At 70.0% G+C, this 21,045-nt stretch carries 22 protein-coding genes; 16 read left to right on the top strand and 6 right to left on the bottom strand.

Translation table 11 applies throughout. The annotated features are described in order from the left end of the window. Positions 1-189: 189 nt before the first annotated feature. Together ACVHNB_RS21410 and ACVHNB_RS21405 are read right to left on the bottom strand one after the other, a co-directional pair. Positions 190-1,752 (bottom strand): MFS transporter, encoded by a 1,563-nt coding sequence (locus tag ACVHNB_RS21410; protein ID WP_456225605.1) that lies wholly within the window; start codon positions 1,750-1,752, stop codon positions 190-192. A 251-nt stretch (positions 1,753-2,003) separates the two neighbouring features. Then, positions 2,004-4,109, bottom strand: a complete 2,106-nt coding sequence (locus ACVHNB_RS21405) for an ATP-binding protein (protein WP_456225604.1) — start codon at positions 4,107-4,109, stop codon at positions 2,004-2,006. A 186-nt stretch (positions 4,110-4,295) separates the two neighbouring features. On the opposite strand from ACVHNB_RS21405, the gene ACVHNB_RS21400 reads away from it, so the two are divergent. The 6 genes from ACVHNB_RS21400 (at position 4,296) to ACVHNB_RS21375 (ending at position 9,196) form a co-directional block, all read left to right on the top strand. Then, positions 4,296-5,036 (top strand): VOC family protein, encoded by a 741-nt coding sequence (locus tag ACVHNB_RS21400; RefSeq protein ID WP_456225603.1) that lies wholly within the window; start codon positions 4,296-4,298, stop codon positions 5,034-5,036. Positions 5,037-5,224: 188 nt separating this feature from the next. After that, positions 5,225-5,746: an ATP-binding protein gene (locus tag ACVHNB_RS21395; RefSeq protein WP_456225602.1), complete on the top strand. Its 522-nt coding sequence runs from the start codon at positions 5,225-5,227 to the stop codon at positions 5,744-5,746. Positions 5,747-6,121: 375 nt separating this feature from the next. Further along, positions 6,122-6,337: a hypothetical protein gene (locus tag ACVHNB_RS21390; RefSeq protein WP_428957120.1), complete on the top strand. Its 216-nt coding sequence runs from the start codon at positions 6,122-6,124 to the stop codon at positions 6,335-6,337. A 346-nt stretch (positions 6,338-6,683) separates the two neighbouring features. Further along, the gene (locus tag ACVHNB_RS21385; RefSeq protein WP_428957121.1) at positions 6,684-7,895 is read left to right on the top strand and encodes an exo-alpha-sialidase; all 1,212 of its coding nucleotides are present in this window, start codon (positions 6,684-6,686) and stop codon (positions 7,893-7,895) included. 522 nt (positions 7,896-8,417) lie between these two features. Further along, positions 8,418-8,720 carry a hypothetical protein gene (locus tag ACVHNB_RS21380; protein WP_456225601.1) on the top strand — a complete coding sequence of 101 codons (303 nt, stop codon included), beginning with the start codon at positions 8,418-8,420 and terminating at the stop codon, positions 8,718-8,720. A gap of 167 nt (positions 8,721-8,887) precedes the next feature. Continuing rightward, positions 8,888-9,196, top strand: a complete 309-nt coding sequence (locus tag ACVHNB_RS21375) for a WhiB family transcriptional regulator (RefSeq protein ID WP_456225600.1) — start codon at positions 8,888-8,890, stop codon at positions 9,194-9,196. A 114-nt stretch (positions 9,197-9,310) separates the two neighbouring features. Here the strand turns inward: ACVHNB_RS21375 and ACVHNB_RS21370 are convergent, their stop codons facing one another. Beyond that, positions 9,311-9,736 carry an organic hydroperoxide resistance protein gene (locus ACVHNB_RS21370; protein ID WP_456225599.1) on the bottom strand — a complete coding sequence of 142 codons (426 nt, stop codon included), beginning with the start codon at positions 9,734-9,736 and terminating at the stop codon, positions 9,311-9,313. Between the two features lie 223 nt (positions 9,737-9,959). Between ACVHNB_RS21370 and ACVHNB_RS21365 the strand changes: the two genes are divergently transcribed. The 5 genes from ACVHNB_RS21365 (at position 9,960) to ACVHNB_RS21345 (ending at position 14,394) form a co-directional block, all read left to right on the top strand. Continuing rightward, positions 9,960-10,388, top strand: a complete 429-nt coding sequence (locus tag ACVHNB_RS21365; protein WP_456225598.1) for a hypothetical protein — start codon at positions 9,960-9,962, stop codon at positions 10,386-10,388. A gap of 154 nt (positions 10,389-10,542) precedes the next feature. Continuing rightward, on the top strand, positions 10,543-11,583 hold the full coding sequence (locus ACVHNB_RS21360; RefSeq protein WP_456225597.1) for an alpha/beta fold hydrolase: 1,041 nt from the start codon (positions 10,543-10,545) through the stop codon (positions 11,581-11,583). A 281-nt stretch (positions 11,584-11,864) separates the two neighbouring features. Next, on the top strand, positions 11,865-12,737 hold the full coding sequence (locus ACVHNB_RS21355) for a Bax inhibitor-1/YccA family protein (protein WP_428957126.1): 873 nt from the start codon (positions 11,865-11,867) through the stop codon (positions 12,735-12,737). Between the two features lie 155 nt (positions 12,738-12,892). Next, entirely contained in the window at positions 12,893-13,858 is a 966-nt protein-coding gene (locus tag ACVHNB_RS21350; protein WP_456225596.1) for an RNA polymerase sigma factor, read from the top strand. A 176-nt stretch (positions 13,859-14,034) separates the two neighbouring features. Further along, positions 14,035-14,394, top strand: a complete 360-nt coding sequence (locus ACVHNB_RS21345) for a hypothetical protein (RefSeq protein ID WP_456225595.1) — start codon at positions 14,035-14,037, stop codon at positions 14,392-14,394. Between the two features lie 42 nt (positions 14,395-14,436). On the opposite strand, the gene ACVHNB_RS21340 is transcribed toward ACVHNB_RS21345, so the two are convergent. Continuing rightward, a complete protein-coding gene (locus tag ACVHNB_RS21340; RefSeq protein WP_456228922.1) occupies positions 14,437-14,928 on the bottom strand; it encodes a TetR/AcrR family transcriptional regulator in 492 nt (163 codons plus the stop codon). 372 nt (positions 14,929-15,300) lie between these two features. On the opposite strand from ACVHNB_RS21340, the gene ACVHNB_RS21335 reads away from it, so the two are divergent. After that, positions 15,301-16,155: an alpha/beta fold hydrolase gene (locus tag ACVHNB_RS21335; protein ID WP_456225594.1), complete on the top strand. Its 855-nt coding sequence runs from the start codon at positions 15,301-15,303 to the stop codon at positions 16,153-16,155. 184 nt (positions 16,156-16,339) lie between these two features. Next, positions 16,340-16,969, top strand: a complete 630-nt coding sequence (locus ACVHNB_RS21330) for an HAD-IA family hydrolase (protein ID WP_456225593.1) — start codon at positions 16,340-16,342, stop codon at positions 16,967-16,969. Positions 16,970-16,993: 24 nt separating this feature from the next. Here the strand turns inward: ACVHNB_RS21330 and ACVHNB_RS21325 are convergent, their stop codons facing one another. After that, complete coding sequence (locus ACVHNB_RS21325) at positions 16,994-17,911, bottom strand: TIGR03619 family F420-dependent LLM class oxidoreductase (RefSeq protein WP_456225592.1); 918 nt, start codon at positions 17,909-17,911, stop codon at positions 16,994-16,996. Between the two features lie 204 nt (positions 17,912-18,115). On the opposite strand from ACVHNB_RS21325, the gene ACVHNB_RS21320 reads away from it, so the two are divergent. Beyond that, positions 18,116-18,979 (top strand): helix-turn-helix domain-containing protein, encoded by an 864-nt coding sequence (locus tag ACVHNB_RS21320; RefSeq protein WP_456225591.1) that lies wholly within the window; start codon positions 18,116-18,118, stop codon positions 18,977-18,979. A 134-nt stretch (positions 18,980-19,113) separates the two neighbouring features. Here ACVHNB_RS21320 and ACVHNB_RS21315 read toward each other — a convergent pair whose 3' ends face one another. Then, positions 19,114-19,806 carry a 2-phosphosulfolactate phosphatase gene (locus ACVHNB_RS21315; protein ID WP_456228921.1) on the bottom strand — a complete coding sequence of 231 codons (693 nt, stop codon included), beginning with the start codon at positions 19,804-19,806 and terminating at the stop codon, positions 19,114-19,116. A gap of 134 nt (positions 19,807-19,940) precedes the next feature. Here ACVHNB_RS21315 and ACVHNB_RS21310 point away from each other — a divergent pair, with 134 nt between their 5' ends. After that, entirely contained in the window at positions 19,941-20,573 is a 633-nt protein-coding gene (locus tag ACVHNB_RS21310; protein ID WP_456225590.1) for a TetR/AcrR family transcriptional regulator, read from the top strand. Between the two features lie 172 nt (positions 20,574-20,745). Then, entirely contained in the window at positions 20,746-20,940 is a 195-nt protein-coding gene (locus tag ACVHNB_RS21305; RefSeq protein WP_428957135.1) for a hypothetical protein, read from the top strand. The last annotated feature ends 105 nt before the right edge of the window (positions 20,941-21,045 follow it).

The raw sequence follows: 21,045 nt of genomic DNA, 5'->3' as shown, positions 1-21,045 counted from the left end.
CAAGGTCCTCGACGATCGCGAGGCCGGCCGGGCCGTGGGCGGTGCCGCGGTCGATGAGACGGAGGGCCGGGACGCGGTCGTCGAGCGCGTCCCGGCCCTCCGTCTCGAACAGGTCCGACCGAGACCGGGCGCCTCTCGGCTTTCCGTCAGGACAAGCTGCGCACTGTACGGAAGCCGTGGCGAGCGGGCTCAGGCGACCGGTTCCGGGGCGCCGCGGTCCGAAGAGACCGGGGTGTCCGGGACACCGGCCGAGAGCTGCGAGAGCGGGCCACGGTTGTACTGCGCGGCGACCAGGGCCGCGGCCTCCTCCGGGGTGGAGACGGAGGGCGGGGAGCCCTCCAGAGGCTGCTGCGCCGTCTCCTTGATGAACACCACCGCGACCGCGCCGACCACGGCCGCCAGTATGATGTAGAACGCCGGCATGAGGTTGTTGCCGGTGGCGCTCGTCAGCCCCTCCATCACCAGCGGCGTGGTGCCGCCGAAGAGGGAGCCGGCGACGTTGAAGGAGATCGCGAGCGCCGAGTAGCGCACCTCCGTCGGGAAGAGCGCCGGCAGCACGGCGGACATCGTCGCGAGGAACGTCAGCAGGCACAGCCCGAGCAGCAGCAGACCGGCGTAGATCGCCACGTGACCGCCGGAGCGCAGCAGCAGGAACGCCGGCACGGTCAGTACGACGAAACCGGCCATGCCGGTGAGCAGTACGGGCTTGCGGCCGATGCGGTCGGAAAGGGTGCCGAGCGGGTGCACCAGGCACATCAGCACGACCATGACGACGACGATCGCGACGAGCCCGGCGGTGGAGCCGTACTTCAGCTCGTCGGTCAGGTACGTCGGCATGTACGACAGCAGGCCGTAGTCGGCGATGTCGTAGGCGGCGACGAGGATCATGCACAGCAGCAGCGCGCGCCAGTGGTCGCGGAAGAACGGGCCGAAGCGGAACTTCGGGCGCGCGGCACCGCGCTCCTGCTCGCGCTGCAGCTCCTGGAAGGCCGGGGTGTCCTCCAGCTTGAGCCGCATGTACATACCGATCAGACCGAGCGGACCGGCGACGAGGAACGGCACGCGCCAGCCCCAGGAGGTCATGGCGCCGTCGTCCAGGACGGTCGTCAGCACGGTGACGAGGCCGGCCGCGCCCACGTATCCGGCGAGCGTGCCGAACTCCAGGTAGCTGCCGAAGAAGCCGCGCTTCTTGTCGGGCGCGTACTCGGCGATGAACGTGGCGGCGCCGCCGTACTCACCGCCGGTCGAGAAGCCCTGAATGACGCGGAAGAGGAGCAGCAGGACCGGCGCCCAGATGCCGATGGCGGCGTACGAGGGCACCAGGCCGATGCCGAAGGTGCCGAGCGCCATCATGATCATGGTGAGGGACAGGACCTTCTTGCGGCCGATGCGGTCGCCGAGCGGCCCGAAGACGAACCCGCCGATCGGGCGCAGCAGGAAGGCCGCGGCGAAGGCGCCGAAGGAGGCGAGGGTCTGGGCCGTCGGATTCCCCGAGGGGAAGAACACCTGGCCCAGGGTGACGGCCATGTAGGAGTAGATACCGAAGTCGAACCACTCCATGGCGTTGCCGAGCATCGCGGCCTTCACCGCGCGCCGCACCGCCGGTTCCTCGGTCACCGTGATGTCACTGCGCCGCAGCTTGGGGTTGCGCCGCCGCTCGATCGCCCGGAACAGGCCGCGGTGGCGGCGCACCGCCTCCGGATTCCATTCCGGCTCACTGTCACTAGCCGCCTGCGTCGTCTCCGCGCTCACGGACGGGCTTCCTTCCTCTGGCTTGCCTCCGGACGGGGCGCGCGGCTTTCCCGGCGCGCACCGTCGATCTCCACGATCGACATGGCGCCTCCTCGGTAGGAGGCGCATCATCGTCCGAACAGAAGGTGAATACCTTCAGGCAGCCTCGCGTGCCCGCTGATCGCCACTTTCACGCAGGCCAGACGTGACAGCCCCGGTGAGGAAGGTCACGACGATCGGTGTCCGGGGCCGGATCAGGGACCTTTCGCCGCTCATGCGGTCACGATGCCGTCCAGGGCTCGGGCGATGCCCGTGTTGAGATCGGTGTGGTATCCGGCGTGGAAGGCGTGGTGGTACGCGGATTCACCGAGTGCCGTGCGGGTGCGGGTGACGCAGTCCTCGTGGGCCGCCACCCACGTGGGGATGCCGACCTGAGGCCTGCCGAGGGTGTCCCAGAGCTGGTGGGCCAGGCCGAGCAGCCGAGCCGCCTGCTCGGCCTGGCCGTCGGCGATGGCGCACTGGGCGATCGCCTCCAGGCACATACCGGAGCCGAAGCTGTCGTTCATGCGGTGCTTGACCGTCAGCGATGCCCGGGCGGAGAGCTCGGCGGCCTGGATGCGCCCCAGGGCGAGTTCCGCCTGCGCCCGGATGGAGTCGCCCCAGGCCCGCATCCACTTCTCGCCCGACGCGTCGCACACCTGCCGCATCTCGTCCAGGCCGGTGAGAGCGTCCTCGGGCATCCCCATGGCGATGCGCGCGTGGCTGCCGACGGAGAGTGAACCCAGACCGGGAACGCTGAGCATGGCCTCGGGGGAGGGGCTGTGCCGGGCGTGCAGCTCATCGGTCAGTTTCAGCAGCGTGGCCGCGTCGCCGCGAAGCGCCGCCGTCACGGCCGCGACGGATTTCGCGAGGCTGTCCTCGGCCTCGCCGAACCGCGCGGCCAGGGCGGTGCACTCGGCGGAACATTCCTCCAGCGCCGGCAGGTCGCCCAGCTCGGTGAGGACCAGGCCCTGGGCGTAGAGAGCCTTCAGTCTCAGCGGGCTGGGTCCCGTGAACGCTGCCAGGGCGCGATCGAGGTAGTGCCTGCCCTCCCGGGCAAGTCCGCACGCGTACCAGAGGAACCAGAGATCTCCGGCCATCCCCAGGCCGATACGGCTGTCGGCGGAGCCGAGGCAGGAATCCAGGGCGAGCCGGAGGTTGTCGAGCTCGGCGTGCATCCGGTCGTACCAGATGTACTGGTCGGGCCCCATCCAGGCGGCGTCGCCGTCGCGGGCGAGTCGCACGTACCAGGTGCGGTGGCGGCGGCGGAACTCGCGCCCTTCGCCCAGACTCCGCAGCCAGCCCTCTCCGTACTCGCGGATCGTGTCGAGCATCCGGTAGCGCTCGCCGACGGCGGTCGGCTCCCACGTGATGATCGACTTCTCGGCGAGCCCGGCCAGCAGCTGAGGAATCTCCTTGTCCGCCAGGCGGTCATCGGCGCAGACCTGGAGGGCGCCCTCGGCGTCGAAGCTCCCCACGAACACCGAAAGGCGTGCCCACAGCAGCCGCTCGGCCGGCGTGCACAACTGGTGGCTCCAACCGATCGCGGTGCGCAGCGCCTGATGCCATTGGGGATCCGCCTGCTCGATCGCGGCCTCGGCCTCGGCCTCGCCGAGGACCATGAACCGGTCCGACACCCTGTCGGCGAGCCGGTCCGCCAGCTCGGCCGGGGACAGCTCCGGCAGCCGGGCCGCGGCCAGCTCGATCGCCAGCGGCAGTCCCTCCAACTGCCGGCACAGACGCTCCAGATCGGGCCGGTCGGCCTCGGTGATCACGAACCCGGGCACCGCGTCCGCCGCCCGCTCGGCCAGCAGCACCAGGGCGTCCGCTTCCGGGCCGCTGCCCGGCCCCGCGGCCGGCCCGGGAACCGGCAGCGGCTCCACGGTCAGCACCTCTTCCGCCGCCATTCCCAGCCGACGTCGACTCGTGGCCAGGACCCGCAGTTCCGGTGCGGCCCCGACCAACCGCTCCACCACCGGCCGCAGTTCCTGCGTGAGGTGCTCGCACGTGTCCAGGACCAGCAGCGTCTTCCGCTCGGCGAGATAGCGCGCCAAGGCCTCGATCACGGGTATGGCGGTCTGGTGCGCCATCGGCAGCGCCTCGGCGATGGCGTGGGGCAGCAGTTCCCCGTCGCGCAGGCCCGACAGCGCGACCCACCACGCCCCGTCCCGGAACTCCGGCTGCAGCTGAGCGGCGACGCTCTGGGCCAGCCGGGTCTTGCCGACCCCGCCGACCCCCGCGAGCGTCACCACCCGGTGCGACTCAAGCGCCTGCGCGACCTGTGTCAGCTCTGTCCGACGGCCGACCAGTTCTCCGGTCGCCCGGGGCAACTCGCCCACCCGTCGCTCTCGTTGCTCGTCCGCCGCCATCGCTCCACTCCCGCGCCTAGGCCTCTTTCCACGTCAGTGCTATCAACTCGGCGGGGCCCGGGGGAGGGTTATCACTCGATCCGTCGATCCCTTCAGCGGAGCCCGGCGACGGTTCCTGCAGACGTCGTTGCGGAGCGGGCGCATAAAGTCGTCGGCATGGCACTGCGACCGGTCATGGTGAACATCAAGGCGCTCGACGGCTCGGCGGTCGGCCGTTTCTGGGCGGAGGCACTCGGCTGGTGCGCCTACAGCCCCGGCGTGACCACCTACGTAGGCCCTCCCGGCGGCATGGTCTGGCCGCATCCGATTGCCCTCGGCATCGACGTCGTTCCCGTCCCGGAACCCAAGACGGCGACGAAGAACCGCGTGCACCTCGATCTCGCCACCACCTCCACTGCCCATCAGGCGGAGCTGGTCGCGCGGCTGAAGGCTCTCGGCGCGACGCCCGTCGACGTCGGTCAGGGCAAGGTGCCGTGGACGGTCCTCGCCGACCCCGAGGGCAACGAGTTCTGTGTGCTGGAGCCCCGCGATGTCTACCGGGACACCGGACCGATCGCCGCGGTGGTGGTCGACTGCACGGATCCGCGGGCCATGGCCCGGTTCTGGGGCGAGGCGACGGACTGGACCCTGCGCGAGGTGACCGACGACCTTGCGGTGCTGCGCTCCGCCAAGGACGTCGGCCCGTATCTCGAGTTCCTCCGCACGCCCGACGGGAAGAAGGTGCCTGACCGCGTGCATCTCGACCTGCTGCCCTACCCCGGTGACGACAAAGCGGCCGAGGTGACCCGGCTGCGGGCCCTCGGCGCCACCGACCTCGACCTCGGCCAGGGCGACGTGCCGTGGACGTGCCTGACCGACCCGGACGGCCACGAGTTCTGCGTCCTCGCCCTGTCCTGACGCGGAGCCTCGACGACACCCCGACAGGTGAGCTTCGCGCGCGCATGCGCCATGAACCCGGGTGGACCGGGCCGCCCCTTTTCCGGCGCCGATGAGCTGCCGAAGCCGCGCCGGCCCGCCACCTGCCGTGCCCGTTCTGTGACGAGATCTGCATGAACCCGCGGGACGCACATCACTAGCGTGGGCCCATGATCGTATGGCTCAACGGCACCCATGGCGCAGGCAAGACGACGACCAGTCCGCTCCTGCGGCAACTGATCCCGGATTCACGGGTGTTCGACGCCGAGAAGGTCGGCGAAACGCTCATGGACATCACGCCAGGACTGCCCGAGACGGACAACTTCCAGCACTGGCCGCCGTGGCGGGTGCTCGTCGTCGAGACCGCCCGCCACGTACTCGACTACACCGGCGGCACCCTCGTGGTGCCCATGACCGTCCTGGTCGAGGAGTACTGGCGCGAGATCAGCACGGGCCTCGCCCACCACCACATTCCGGTACGGCACTTCGTCCTCCACGCGGACCAGGAAACCCTCCGCGGACGTATTGAAGGGGACACCGTCATGGGCCCCTCACCGTTCCGCCTCAAGTACCTCGAACCCTATGCCGAGGCGGCCCGCACATGGCTCCACAGGGAGGCCGAGGTCGTCGACACCACACACATCACGCCTGCTCAGGCAGCCCTGCAGATCGCGGAGGCCGTCAAGAACTGAGGCCCGCCCGGCACGTGGAATCACCGTGGTGATCTGGTTCCTGATCCTCTGACCCGGCCTGCGCGTCAGATCGACGCTGATCCGACCTTCGATCGGTGAGGAAGAGGCGGCGGCGGAAGAGAGGGGGACCGTCGCCGCCTCAAGCAATCTCACCGGAGAGGCATCTCGGCTCGTGTCCCCTCATGGTGCGGGCCCGAGGCGTTGCGGCCTATCCGCCGACCGGGGGGAGGCGACCGGCCGACCGGCGGGGTCCCGGCACCGACCGCCCGAGGCCGTCCCGGGCCGCATCCAGGAAAGCCTGCCGCTGTCCCACCTTCGTGGGTACCGGGGGGACGGATCGGCCGTTCGTGCTCGCTCGTACGCGAAGATACGAGGGTGGACACCGCGAAGATCGAACTTGCCCTGCAACGCTACCAGGACGCCGTCGCCGCACTCGACGCCGCCCGCACCGACCTGGAGGCCGAAGCGGTCGCGACACTGCGCTCCGGTGACGGGAGCCCCGAGGACTGGGCGCAGATGTCCAGCCTGACCGGTTGGACGCAGCAGGAACTCGACCGTCTGATGCGTGCAGGGGACGCCCTCGACCTGTGATGCCCGGCGCACCCCGCACGGCATGAGACAGGCCGAAAATCTCCAACGGGCCGGAGCGGGGCGCGTCGGACAAGCTGTGCGAGAGGGCCGAGCTGCCCCGCGCCGCTGAAGGCCCCGAGGGCGACGAACCCCCTGAAACGCAAGAGCGCACCGACTCTTGACGCCCTTTCACCCCTTGAGTACAACGATGTAAATCGGTTCGTCTTCCCCATCCGCACCACTGATCCCCCGCGCCCCCACCCACCGATGGCCGTCGTCCCCCACCACAGCCTCATACGGTCCTCCTCGCACCATCCGCCCGGGACGGCGTGCCCTCAGGTGGCGCGTGGGCTCCTGAGGAGGCTTGATGCACCCGCAGTTCCCCATGCACCGATCGCGACCGGTTCCCCTGGGCAGGGCGGCCCTGTTCACCGTGGTGGTCCTCGGGCTCCTTGTCTCCCTGCTGGGCGGCGTGCAGTCCGGCACCGCGCACGCGGCGACCGGTACTCCGCTGCGTGACGACACCGGCCTGTATCCACGTGTCGTACGCCTCGAACACAACGGGTCGGCCAACGGCCGGGTCCTGGCCTCGGTCGTCTCCTTCTCCGGGAACAACGGCCTGGGCGCGATCCACGAGAGCACGGACGGTGGCAGCACCTTCCGTCAGGTCGGCACGGTCACGGACCCGGAGGCCGCCGGCGGCCAAGGGCTGTGCTGCTCAACCCTGTTCGAGCTCCCGCGCCAGATCGGTGCCCTGCCGGCGGGCACCCTGCTGTGGGCGGCCTCGGTCGGCCAGGACGAGCCGAACCGCCGCATGGCCCTGCGTGTCTTCAAGAGCACGGACATCGGCCGCAGCTGGAGCTACCTGTCCACCGTGGCGACCGCGAACAACGACAAGGGTCTGTGGGAACCGGAGTTCTCCGTCGACTCCGCGGGTGAACTCGTCGCGCACTACTCCGACGAGACCGATCCCGCGCACAGCCAGAAGCTGATGGCCGCCCGGTCCACGGACGGTGTCGGCTGGTCCGGCCACCACGCCACCATCGCGAGCAACCTGGCGTCGGACCGTCCGGGCATGGCCGTCGTACGGCGTCTGGCCAACGGGACGTACTTCATGACGTACGAGATCTGCGCGGCGGCCGGGCAGTACGTGTGCGTCGTGCACTACCGCACCTCGCCGGACGGCTGGGACTGGGGCGACCCCGCCCACTTGGGATACCGGCCGGAGACCGCTGACGGCAAGTACTTCAAGCACGCCCCCACCGTGGCCTGGGCGCCACTGAACGGCTCCGCCACGGGCCGCCTCTACCTGGTGGGCCAGGTCATGCACAACGCGGACGACTCCGTCGCGACGGGCAGCGGCCGTACCGTCTGGGTCAACGACGCGGGCGGAGCGGGCGCCTGGCGGGAGATCGCCGCACCCGTCGCGGTGTCCTCGACCACCGTCGACTACTGCCCCAACTACAGCTCGGCGCTGCTGCCTTCGACGGACGGCCGGAGCCTGCTGGAGATCGCCACGGACTACGACGGCACGGTCTGCAAGCCGTACTACGCCACGGGCGCGGTTCCCTCCCCGTAACCGCGACCGTTCCGAAGCGCCGCGGCCCTGCCCCGTCCGGCTTTGGCGGGCCGCGGTGCTTCCGCGTTGCGGGAGCATCGGAAGGTGGTGCCCACAACTCCTGGGTCCGGAGCATGTGGGCGGCACTCTGGCGATCACGCTACGGCGGGTTGCACCATCGACTGCGGCGTCAGGGGGATGACGATGGACGAGTTCACTGCGAGCGAATTGGACCAGAGCCTTCGGGGCGTCATCAGGGCGAGTCGCACAGTGCGTGCTGATCCACGGCGAGTGGAGGAGCTGTACACGGCCTTTCGGCAAGTGACCGGCTGGGGCGAACCGCCCCGGAATCAGGACCCGCAGCAACTTGCCTTGTCTGCTTTCAGGTTGGCTGCTCACATCCGTTCCGGCTCGTGGGAGATGATGAGGATCAGAGCGCCTCGTCTTCCCAAGGACTCGTGGGAGGCCCAGAGCGCCGCACGGATCCAGTGTTCGGTCGCATGCTCTGATGCGCCCGGGCTTCCGGTTCCTCCTGACGGCGAAGTGGGGATCGTCCGGTGCGACCTGCGCGCCGCGGGCGTGGACCCCGGGTCCTTCACCGACAAGATGATGAGTTACGTCCTCGGCGAGCTCTGCCCGGTCCCGGCGCTCTTGCTCGAACCCTTCATCGCAGAGGCCGCCGAGGCCGTCCGGGTGGTCCGCACGGACCATCTCTGCAAGTTGTGGGGCCAGGTCTACAGGCCGGGCCAGCCTCCTCGTCCGACCTTGCCCGCGATCAAGCCCCCACAGGGCCCACCGCAGCCTCCGCAGCCCGAGTCCGGGTTCGGTGGGCTGCCACCGCTCTGATGGCGCCTCCGAAGGGAGTTCGCCGCCCGACGGCCGGGCGACAGTACCCGGCTGATCATGTAACTCCCTGTTGAACCAATGGTGATGGGCTGCTTGACCTGGGGTCGGTGGCGTACTGTCACCCGGCAACTGCAAGGAGAGACCAGAGATGATCAAGGGGCGGGACTGTGGCTGACAGCCGGGACACCTGGTGGGAAGAAGCGGCGTGCAGGACGGCAGACCCGGAGCAGCTGTTCGTCGAGGGTGCCGCGCAGACCCGTGCCACGCGAATCTGTGCCGGCTGTCTGGTGCGGACCGAGTGCCTGGCCCATGCGCTGGACCAGCGGGTCGAGTACGGGGTCTGGGGTGGCATGACCGAACGCGAGCGCCGCGCGCTGCTGCGTCGGCGCCCGACGGTCACCTCGTGGCGTCGGCTTCTGGAGACGGCGCGAGCCGAGCACGGCCGTCAGCCGGCACGGGACGCCGCGGCCTCCTGACCGAACAGGGTCGAGGACGACGAGGACGACGGAAGCGGGTCCCGCGTCAGGGGGAGGACGCGGGACCCGCTGGTGTGGGGGACGTGGCGGTCTGGTGTGAGCCTCCGTCGTCCGTCAGACGGCCCGGGCGTTGATGGTCACCGGGATGTTGCCGCGAGTGGCCTTGGAGTACGGGCAGAGCCGGTGTGCGGCGGCGCCCAGCGTCTCGGCAGTCGTCCGGTCGACGCCGCCCAGTTCCAGGTTGAGCACGGCGGCGAGGCCGAACTCGCCGTCTTCACCGTGGTTGAGGGTCATCTCGACCGTGATGGCGGTGCTGGTCAGCTTCACCTTGCGCTGTGCCGCGGCCCGGCGCACCGCGCCCAGGAAGCAGGCGCCCCAGCCGGCCGCGAACAGCTGCTCCGGGTTGGTGGCCGTTCCGCTGCCTCCCAGCTCCTTCGGTATGGACAGCGAGGTCTCGAGCAGGCCGTCCGAGGACTCGACGCGACCACCGTTGCGGCCTTCGCCGTTCACCTGCACAACGCCCGTGTAGCTGACTGTCATTGGGTTGGCTCCATCTCGTAGGTAACGCCACCTGCCGCCGGGGAGCCCATTGCTGTCACCCGTTCAGAAGGTGGCATCACGATGACACCTCTGCGCATCACCTGTCAAACAGGTTACGTGTGCAGTGATGTGGCCGGCTCGCTGAGTAACCGTCTTGACTGGTTATCCAGCTCGTGTCAAAGTCGTCACCATCCAAGACGGTCACGTCTCTGCGAGGAATCCCATGGCAGTCGTTCGCTTTCACCTCATCTCGTCGCTCAGCCCCGCGGAGGCGATGGAGGTGCTCACCGACTTCGGTCCCGATCGCGCCGAGAGCTGGCCGAGCATCGATGCCGATCACTTCACCGTGCACGAGCTCGGGGACACCTGGGCCGAGGTCACCGAAGGGACCAGTGCCGCCTGGGAGCGGGCGCGTTACGAGTGGGATGCCGTGGCCGACGAGGTCACCGTCACCACCCACGACTCCAAGCTCTTCGGGGCGGGCGGCGGCTGGGTCTTCCGGATGAGTCCCGAAGGCGAGGGCTCGCGCATCGACGTCGAACTCACGCGGACGCCCACCGATTTCAAGGGCAAGGTGCTCGCTTCGCTTCTTCCGCTCGTCGGTCCCTCCTCCCTCCGTAAGTCCTTCTCCGGCCCACTCAAGGCCATATAGCCCGGCGTCGCGGTGGTCTTGCGCCGGTCGACCGTTACCCGGCGCAGCCCCCTGAAGCGTGCGTGCAAGTGCTCGATCTTCATCACCTGTCAAGAAAGTGGCGTACGTGTGAGGTGTGCTCGCGTACGTCTTCGCGTGAGGCGAGAGGAACGCTGTGATCAGCAGACGTAGGGTGACGCAGGCCATGGCGATGGCGGCGGGTGCGGTCGGTCTCTCCGTCGTGGAGCAGGCCCAGGCCCAGGGGGCGACCCCGACGACCGCGCCGAGCGGGGGCGTGTCGCGGTCGGGGTGGGGGCTGGGGTCCGTGCGCCATGTGCGTACCGACGTCCTGGACATCGCCTACCACGACGTCGGGCCGGCGAACGGGGTGCCGGTGATCCTCCTGCATGGCTGGCCCTTCAGTCCGGTCGGTTCGTACGCGGAGGTGGCACCGGCGCTCGCCGTGCGCGGCTACCGGTGCTACATCCCCTACCTACGAGGACACGGGGAGACCTCCTTCCTCCCTGACGACACCTTTCGGTCCGGTGAACAGGCCGCCCTCGGCGCGGACTTGATCGCCTTCATGGACGCGCTGCACATCGGGCGGGCGCTGTATGCGGGGTACGACTGGGGCGGGCGCGCCGCCAACGTGGCCGCGGCGCTGTGGCCGGATCGCTGCTCGGGTCTGGTGTCCGTGAACGGCTACCTCATCCAGGACCTCGCGGTCGCCGACGAACCGTTGGCACCCTCCGTCGAGTCGGGCTACTGGTACTTCTTCTACTTCCTCACCGAGCGGGGGCGGAAGGGGCTGGCACGGAACAAGGAAGCCCTGGCCCGCGTCGTGTGGCAGCGCAACTCGCCCGCATGGCATTTCACCGAAGCGGAGTTCGCGCAGGCCGCGCAGCTGTGGGCCAACCCCGACCACGTCGATGTCGTGATCCACAGCTATCGCCACCGGCTGGGCGCCGCGTCCGGCGCGCCGCGTTACGCGGAACTGGAGCGACGGCTGCTCGACCAGCCGAAGATCGCCGCTCCCACGGTCACGCTGGACGGCAAGGCCGACGGCGTCACGCCGTGGACGGACGGCAGCGGCTACGCGCCGCATTACTCCGGGCCCTGGGCGCACCACGTGGTCCCGGGCGCGGGCCACAACCTTCCGCAGGAGCGCCCCGAGGCGTTCATCTCCGCGATCCTGGAGGTCGGCCATCTGAGCTGATCCCCGACCGGCCTTGCGTCGGTGTCGAATTCGGGCCGCCACGGCATCATGCCGTGGCGGCCTCGGTGCGTTGCACCCCTTCCACGTTCCTGCCGAGCACCGCGTGAGTGTGCGAGACGTATTTGTTACCGGTCGGGTGAGGGTGGGGCTTGCCCGCGCATGCGTCACCTGTCAAAGTGGTTACGCGGACAGGGTGGGAGACCGGACCTGTTCCGCTCACTCGACGATCCATGACACGAGCCACGCGGGCCGTGCGGGATCACGGCCAGAGAGGCAGCGCCATGCGCAGCAGCAATCCGATCTTCACCCGGCGAGGTTTCCGACGCGGCAACGGCTCGGCCGCGTCCGCGGCCCGGCAGCCCCAGCCGGCGGGCGCCGCCGTCGGCGCCGATCCGTCCGGCGGACCACTGACCAACCCGTACGCCCGGCCGTCCGCCGAACCGTTCGCGGCCGACGCGCAGGGCGGGGGCGCGACGATGACGATCGACGACGTCGTGGTCCGTACCGCGGCCACCCTCGGCACGGTCGTGCTGACGGCCGCGCTCTCGTGGGTCCTGCTGCCCGTCGACGACGGGCGCGTCGGACGCGCCTTCGCGATCGGCACCGTCGCCGCCCTCGTCGCGTTCGCCCTGTCCATGGCCCAGGCCTTCCGGCGCTCGCCCTCCCCGGCCCTCATCCTGGGCTACGCGGCCTTCGAAGGTGTCTTCCTCGGAGTCATCTCCAGCGCCACCTCGACCTACATCGCACCGGGTGTCGTCATTCAGGCGGTCCTCGGCACGATGGCCGTGTTCGCCGGTGTGCTGATCGCCTACAAGCGGCGCTGGATACGCGTCACCCGACGCTTCTACGGATTCGTGCTCGGAGCAGCCGTCGGCTTCCTGCTGCTGATGGTGGCCGACCTCCTGTTCTCCGCCTTCGGCGCCGGCAACGGCCTCGGCTTCGACACCGGTGTCACCGGCGTACTGTTCGGCGTCGTCGGCATCGTGCTCGGCGCGTGCTTCCTGGCTCTGGACTTCAAGCAGGTCGAGGACGGCATCGCCTTCGGCGCCCCGCGGGAAGACTCCTGGTTCGCGGCCTTCGGCCTCACCACCACCCTCGTGTGGATCTACCTCGAAGCGCTCCGGCTCCTGTCGATTCTGCGGGGCGACGACTGACAACCAGCTGCCCGCCCCTTCCCCGGGCGCGGGCAGTCCGCGTGGGCGCCGATCGCCCGCGCCTCGGGCGGACACGCATGACACGACGCGCCCGGCGACACGTACCGGACATGCCCCGGACGCTGTGCCGGAGCGGCCAAGCGGAAGGGCAGGCCATGAGCACCGTGGCAACGGATGCCGAAGGCGCCGAGGACGAAGCGCTGACCCTCGCGGCTCAGCGAGGCGAGGTCGCCGCCCTCGCGCAGTTGCTGGAGCGCCACCGGCCGGGAATGCGGGCGGTCGCACTGAGCGTGCTGGGGCCCGGCCCCGACGTGGACGACGTGCTGCAGGAGGCGGCGCTGGTGGCGCTGCGCCGCATCGGAGACGTGCGGAATCCGGCGTCCGTGGGTCCGTGGCTGCGCATGGTGGTACGCAACGCCGGCCGGGCGGTGCTGCGCGACGCGAGGCGGATCGAGCCGGTCGCGGAGGTGCCGGCGCCGCCCCGGTCGGCCACACCCGAGCAGGTGCTCGACCGGCACGCCATGCGGGACTGGATCTGGAACGCCGTGGAGGCCTTGTCCCCGGCGCTGCAACTGCCCGTCGTCCTGCGCTACTTCTCCCTGCGCCTGACGTCGTACCAGCGGATCGCCCGGGCCTGCGGGATTCCGGTGGGCACGGTCCGCAGTCGGCTCAGCCAGGCGCGGGCGCAGCTCGCCCGGACGCTGGAGGCCACCGCCGAGGCCGCACACGAGGAGGCCCGCGGACCCACCCGGGCGTCCTGGGCGGAGGCGCGGGAGACCCTGGCCGCCGCGGAGCGGGGGGAGTTCGCGAAAGTGGTCGCGGACCGCTACGCACGGGACGTGTCACTTCGCGCCGGGAACGAGGTGCTCGGCGGAACGGCCCTCCTGCTCGCCGGTATGGACAGTGATCTGTCCGCCGGGGTCCGCCAGCGCCCCGTCCATGTGATCGCGGGGCGCTCCCTCGTCGTGTGGGAGATGGACCTCATCAACCCGCCCGACGCCCCCGACCACTGCCCGCCCGGTGTCGCCTGGATCATGACGCTCGATCAGGGCCGGGTGAAACGTCTGACCCTGTGTCACACCCCACGCCCCCGCTCCGGGGATGAGGGTGTCGCCGCGTGAGGTATGTCATGGGTTGCCGTGGGGCGCCACGTGTGACGGATCCTCGGCGCCGGCCATGGCCGATTTGTTGCTTCCTTCCCGTTGAAACGTGAAGCACAGTGGCTCGGGCAGTACCACTGCTTCGCTCTCTTCCCAGAGCGACACACATGTCGTACCCGAGCCCAGAGGTGAGACACATGACGTACCGGCACGTGAGAATCGCCGCCATCGCGGCGGCGGTGGCGGCCCTGGGTGCCGTGGGCACCGCCCAGGCTCATGCGGCCGCCCCCGGCGGTGTCACCTTCTACACGGGGAGCAACCGGACCGGCACCGCCGTCGCGGCCGACCTCGGTCAGGACGGAGTGTGCCGGGAGCTGTCCGCCCCGGCCCGGTCCTTCTTCGCCGTCTCGGACAAAGACGTCGATGTCTTCTTCAACGCGGACTGCCGACCCGGCGCCCCCGGCCAGGAGGGCGATCTCTTCTACCGCACGGGAACGCTCGGGCAGGGCAACTTCCCTTACGTCGCCGTCAGTTACCGGGTCCACTCAGCCGACTGATCCCTGCGACGATTCACCGCGAAGGCGGCCTGCGTGATCGGCTCACGCGGGCCGTCCGACGCCGTGCAACAGGGTGTCCACCACCAGGTCGGCGGCTTGCGCGGCGCTGCTGTCCGGCAACTGCTGCGAGGCGAGGTGCAGCAGCTGCGGCAGCAGGATGCCTGCCCAACCCTTGGGCAGGTCGGCCCGGAGCAGCCCCTCGTCCGTGGCGCGCTCCAGGAAGACGTCGACCTCTTGGATCAGCTGGTTGCGACGCTCATGGATGGTCTCCTCGGCCCGCATGCGCGTCAGCTCCACGGGCCAGGTGCGATTGACCTCGATGATCCCTTCCACGTACCGGTGCAGGGCCACCGCGATCGGTGCCTCGCGCAGCCGGGCGGCTTCGATGGCGGCCTCGACGGCGTCCAGCCGGGACGCGTAGATGGCGGCCAGCAGTGCCTCGCGCGAGGCGAAGCGCCGGTAGACGGTCCGGCGGTCGACGCCGGCCTCCGTGGCGATGGCGCCGATGCTCGCCGACGGGTCGTCGGCGAGCATGCGCGCCCCTGTCTTCAGGACGGCTTCCAGATTGCGTGCTGCGTCGGCTCTCACGCGCCCACTGTAGTGCGTCCGTGACTTTTGAGCGCACTAGTGCCTCGGCGTTGAGGCTGTTGGAACATCAGGCGCCGCATGTGTGTATGGGCTCCTGTCTCACCGTCATGTGACTGATGTCGGGGAGTGGAGGTGTGGGCCAAGGTGTGAGGTGTTCGATCTGTCGGGCGGAGGAGTGGTCGGCACCGTGTCGTCACCTACTTGACAGGTGACGACGAGAGTCGGCATGTTAGTGACCACCTGGAGAAGTTGCCCAGCGAGGAGCCCCGTCGGCGGGCGGCTCAGGGCGTTGATTGCGTACATATGGAGAGGGATCTCGTGTTCAACATCAAGCGTGCGGGCAAGCGTCGGGTCGTCACCGGAATCGGGGCCGCTGTCGCGGCGGGAGCCGCCTTCGGGGCCATCGCGCTGACGAGCACCGCCAACGCCGACGATGCGGCCGCGACCACGGGGCAGCGCAAGGCCAAGCCGACCGTCGTGCTGGAGCACGGCGCGTTCGCCGACTCCTCCAGCTGGAACGGCGTGATCGAGCGGCTGCGCGCCGACGGCTATCCCGTCGTCGCCGCGGCGAACCCCCTGCGCGGCCCCCACAGCGACGCAGTCGCCCTGAGCGGCGTCCTGGATCACATCAAGGGTCCCAAGATCCTCGTCGGTCACTCCTACGGAGGTTCAGTGATCAGTGAGGCCGCCGCCAGGCGAACCGACGTCAAGGCACTGGTCTATGTGGCCGCGTTCCTGCCCGCCCCTGGGGAGACCGCCCTGGAATTGACCAACAAGTACCCCGGTTCCACGCTCCCGGACGCCCTCGACCCCGCCCCCGTCACCAACCCCGACGGCACCCAGGGAACCGACCTCTATATCCAGCAGGACAAGTTCCGCCACCAGTTCGCCGCCGACGTGCCGCGCAACACCGCCGACCTGGCCGCCGTCACCCAACGTCCCATCGCCCAGGCCGCGCTGGAGGAGAAGGCCACGGACGCCGCCTGGCAGACCCTCCCGAGCTGGGACATCGTGACCACCCAGGATCTCAACATCCCGGCCTCCGTCCAGCGGTTCATGGCCGAGCGCGCACACGCTCACGTCACCGAGGTCGCCGCCTCGCACTCCGTCGCCGTCTCCCACCCCCGCCTCGTCACCGACACCATCGAGAAGGCCGCCCGCAGCACCCGCTGAGCCCTGATGCCCGAAGGCCCCTCGGGTCGGCCCGAGGGGCCTTCGGGCATCCGTGAGCAGATCACGGACACGCCGTCGCCTCCGGCCGCGCACACCTCGCGACACCCCGACGCGCACATGTCTTTGGCTTTGCGCACATGACCTCGGTCCGTCACCCCCGGGGAACGCGCTCTAGAGTGGCGCCATGACCACCCCTAAAGGCCTCATTCTCGACTTCGGCGGAGTGCTGACCACGCCGCTCGTCCCCGCCGCGCTCGCCTTCGAGAAGCGCGAGGGCCTGCCCGAGGGCACCCTGCTCAACGCGCTCTACCTGGACGAGGAGATGATCCGGCGGACCGCGGATCTGGAGCGGGGCGCGATCACGCAGACGCAGTGGAACACCGATGCCGCCGAGCGACTCGGTGTCTCCGCCGTCAACCTGATGGGACGAATCTTCGCCGACCTGCGCCCGGAGCCCTCGGTGCTCTCCGCGGCCGCCGCCGCCCGTCGGGCCGGTGTGAAGGTCGCCGTCCTCTCGAACTCGGTCGGCACCCGGCCCTGGGACCTCTACGCCGGATACGAGCTGGAGCGCCGGTTCGACGCCGTCGTGATCTCCGAGGACCACGGTCTGCGCAAGCCGCAGCCGCAGATCTTCGAGCTCGTCCTCGGCATGCTCGAACTCCCCGCGGACCAGTGCGTGTTCGTCGACGACACCGAGCAGCACCTGGCGCCCGCCGCGCAGCTCGGCCTGATCACCGTGCACGCGAAGGAACCCCGCCGGACCGTCGCCGAACTGGAGACCGTGCTCGGCGTCTCCCTGACGGCGGACAACTGACCGGTCCGTCCAGGGCATCCGAGGTCAGCCGGCCCGTACCCCCTCGATGAACCGCCCGGCCATGTCGAGGCGTTCCTGGAGCGTGGCAGGTGACTGCCCGAGGTCGACGAAGAGTTCGTGCACACCCGCCTCCGCGGCCCGCCGCGCATAGTCGACGTACTGCGTGAGCGTGCCCGACCGGGGCAGCTGCTGCGGATCGGTCGGCGCCTCGGTCAGATGAGGGTTCACCCGCAGCGCCATCCGCAGCTCGGCGGGGTCACGGCCGGCCTTCCCGGCCTCCTCGAGGAGGGACGACCACAGCGGCATGAGGTTCTCCAGCGGCATGGCCACCGGCAGCCAGCCGTCGGCGCGGCGGGCGATACGGCGCAGGCCGGCCGGGGTGAACGCGGCGAGCAGGACGGGAGGCCGGGGCCGCTGCGCGGGCTTCAGCCCGACGACGGTCCGCGGCACGGTGAACAGCGGCCCCGCATGGGCGAATTCGCCACCGGCCCAGTACGCGTCCAGAAGGTCGAGGGTCTCGTCGAGCCGTGCGCCCCGGCCCTGCCAGGGCACGCCCACTGCCTCGTACTCGTCGGGCATCCAGCCGAGACCGAGCCCGGCATCGAGCCGTCCGCGGGCGAGCAGGTCCAGGGACGTCAGCGCCCGGGCCAGCATCAGCGGCGGAAGCCACAAGCCGTTGAGCGTGCTCGTGCCCAGCCGGACACGGCTGGTGTGAGCCGCGGCGAAGGCGAGACTCGTCAGAGGGTCCAGGTGGTTCTCGTAGGCGCGCGGCATGACGCCGTCGCCGCTCGGGTACGGCGCGCTCGGCGAGCGGGGCGCGAGCACGCGGTCGCCGGTCCACAGCGAGTCGTACCCGAGTTCCTCGGCGGTACGGCTGACCTCGATGACGCCGTCGGGATGGGCGTCGGTGCCGAAAGTCGGAAGGGCAAGACCAAGTCGCATGACACTTCCTCGGTGTGCGCGCGGACACGATGGGCCGCGGTGCGGACAAGTCGTGGGGCGCACTATACGAACGGCCCGCGGATACGTGTCTCCAGGCCGAGTGGCCGAGTGGCCGGAACGGAGCGGTCCCGGCGGCGGCCGAGCGCCGACCGGGAAGAATTCTGCCCCCTCACATCGGCCCGGGTGTGCGCGACAATGGCGGACATGAACCCGGTACCCGAGCCCCGTGAACTCGGGGCCTTCCTCAAAGCGCGCCGAGCGCAGCTGACGCCGAGCGAGTGCGGCCTGCCCGACTCGGACACCCCGCGCAAGGTGGCGGGACTGCGCCGCGAGGAGGTCGCCCTGCTCGCGGCGATCAGCGTCGACTACTACACGCGGCTGGAACAGGGACGGGTCCGGGCCTCCGCGTCGGTACTCGCCACTCTGGCCCGCGCCCTGCGTCTCGACGAGGACCAGCAGAAATACCTGTACGACATCGCTGGCCGCGCCGACGCCCGGCCCCGTCGCCGCAGGCCCGCGCAGCGTCCACGGCCCGCCATGCTCCGTCTGCTCGACCAGCTCACGGAGACCCCCGCGCTCGTCCTCGGCAGGCGCCTGGACGTCCTGGCCTGGAACCCGGCGGCCGCGGCGCTGTACACGGACTTCTCGACGATCCCGGCAGGCCGGCGCAACTACGTGCACCTGCTCTTCACCGACCCCGTCATCCGCGCCATGTACCGGGAGTGGGCGAGCGACGCCCGTGACGCGGTCGCCGCGCTGCGCATGGAGGCGGCGGCCGAGCCCGACGATCCTGAACTGGCTCGGCTCGTCGGTGAGTTGTCCGTCCAGGACGCCGACTTCCGCACCTGGTGGGCCGAGCACCGCGTGGTCACCTCCAGCTACGGAACCAAGCACTACCGGCACCGGCTGGTCGGGGACCTCACCCTCGACTGCGACACCTGGGCCTGCCCCGACGGATCGGGACAGCGCCTGATGGTCCTCACCGCCGAACCGGGGGGCCCGTCGCACGACGCGTTGCGCATCCTCGCCTCCTGGGAGGCCGGGCAAATGGCCACCGGACGGCAGTAGGACCGCACTGCGTGATCTCCAGGTGCGGGCGGCGCCGCGCGTGACGCGCACCTGGAACCGGGGGAGCGGTGTCGCCTCAGCACGATGGCGCGCCCGGTCGCCCGTGGTCCACCGCGGCGAGGTCCTCGACGGGCTCAGGAGCTCGGTAGGGCAGGCACCGCCACGGGACGCAGAACTGTCAGCGACTCTTCCTGGCGAGCCGTCATCGCGAAGGGGAACCTGTCGATTTCCAAGCAGAGATCGACATCGTCCGGGTGGAACCCGCTCCGCAGTCCCCGGGCGAGGTCCGCCGCGGCGCGAGAAGTCCTCGCACGGTGAAGGTACGGGCCGGCCTCGACATCGCCTTCGGCCATGCAACGGCCGATGTATTCGGCGCACGCCAGGTCCTCGTCGGCCCGGCCTTCCTCGCCGGTGACGACGAACGTCACCGGACCGGGGTTCCTGCGCTGCAGGAAGCGTGCGGTCGGGCCGGCCACCACGAAGCTCGCGCACAGGACCAGCGGCGCGTTCGCGACGGCCAGCGCGCCCACCGTTCCTGCTGTCGTCTTCTGCACCAGCGTGCGGCCGGCGACATCGCGTGACCTGAGCAGGCCGGGCGAGTTCACCGCGTCGAAGCCCGGCGCCGGAGCCCCGTCCTTCAGCGCCAGCCAACCCGAGTGGCTCTCCTTCAAGGCAAGTGCTTCGCTCTCCGTGGAGGCGAGAACGATCCTCTCGACGCCACGCGAGAAGGCCCAGGCGGCCACAGTGAAGGCGCGCATGACGTCGACGACGACTGCGACACGGGGTACGCCGGTCAACTCCGGGATGCCGACGAAGTGATGATCCATCGCGCCATTCTGACGCGTGAACGTTTGGACTTGCAGGTCCATTTATGAGGGTCGCATGATGAATGGACCACGCAGTCCAGGCGGCGAGGCGGTACTGCCATGAGTGACGACAGCGAATGGAAAGGGCCGGTGTGATGGGCGGTACTGGTGCACCACGCCTCACCGTCAAAGGAGCCGCCACGCGGCGGCGCATCGTCGAGGGGGCCGCTGTCGAGATCCGGGAGCGAGGGGCATCGGCGACCACCCTCGACGACATCCGCGCCCGCACCGCGACCAGCAAGGGGCAGATCTTCCACTACTTCCCCGGCGGAAAGGAGGAACTGCTCCTGGCCGTCGCCGAACTCGAAGCGGAACGGGTGCTGGACGACCAGCAGCCGCACCTCGGCAACCTCGCCCTGCTGGACACCTGGGAGGCGTGGCAGGACTGGCGGGACGCGGTCGTCCGGCGCTACGAACGGCAGGGCGTCAATTGCCCTCTCGGGGCGCTGATGTTCGAACTCGGCCGTACGACGCCCGCCTCGCAGGCCGTGACCGGGCAGCTGCTCGCCCAGTGGCAGGCCGCGCTCCGGGCGGGCGTGCGGCGCATGCAGGACGGCGGCCGGATCGACGCGGAACTCGACGCGGACACTGTGGCCGCCGCGCTGGTCGCCGCCGTGCAGGGAGGCGTCACCATCCTCCTGGCCACCGGGGCCCTCACGCACTTGGAAGCCGCGCTCGACACGACGCTGTCGCTCCTCAGGCCGGGTGCGAGCGCCTCGGGCATGTGAGACGACGTGGCTCCCTCGCCCTTCCGCTTGTGTTCCATGTGCAGGCTCCATGGATCGACGGCTAGGAAAGCCACCCTCTTTCGTCACCGTCTTGACTGGTTACGTGCGGGGAGGGAGACTGATGCCAGTCCAGGCGACAAGCAGGACGCGATCCACGATGTGGAGGATGGTCATGAACAAGGAAGCCACCATGGATGCCGCCGCGGCGGCGCGGCACGCGCGGTTCGGCAAGCTCCCCGAGCGTATCCGCGTCGAGGACATGACCCAGGGCGTGGACACCGAGGCGGAGGCCAAGGCGAACGCTTCGTACAACCCGGAGGGGCAGTGGAAGTACTACTCGTGCCTGGCCCTCGACCTGGGGCTGTAGCCGAATCGAAGAGTCGGGGCATGGGGGCGCCGCAGCCCGGATCGTGTGGCCCCGCGCACGCCTGAGTGCCTGCGACGCCCCACATGTGTGCTCTGTGCCTGCTCC

Source organism: Streptomyces sp. YJ-C3, assembly GCF_053891275.1.
The sequence above is the reverse complement of the archived record's forward strand: the minus strand, read 5'-3'. Positions and strand labels throughout refer to the sequence as shown.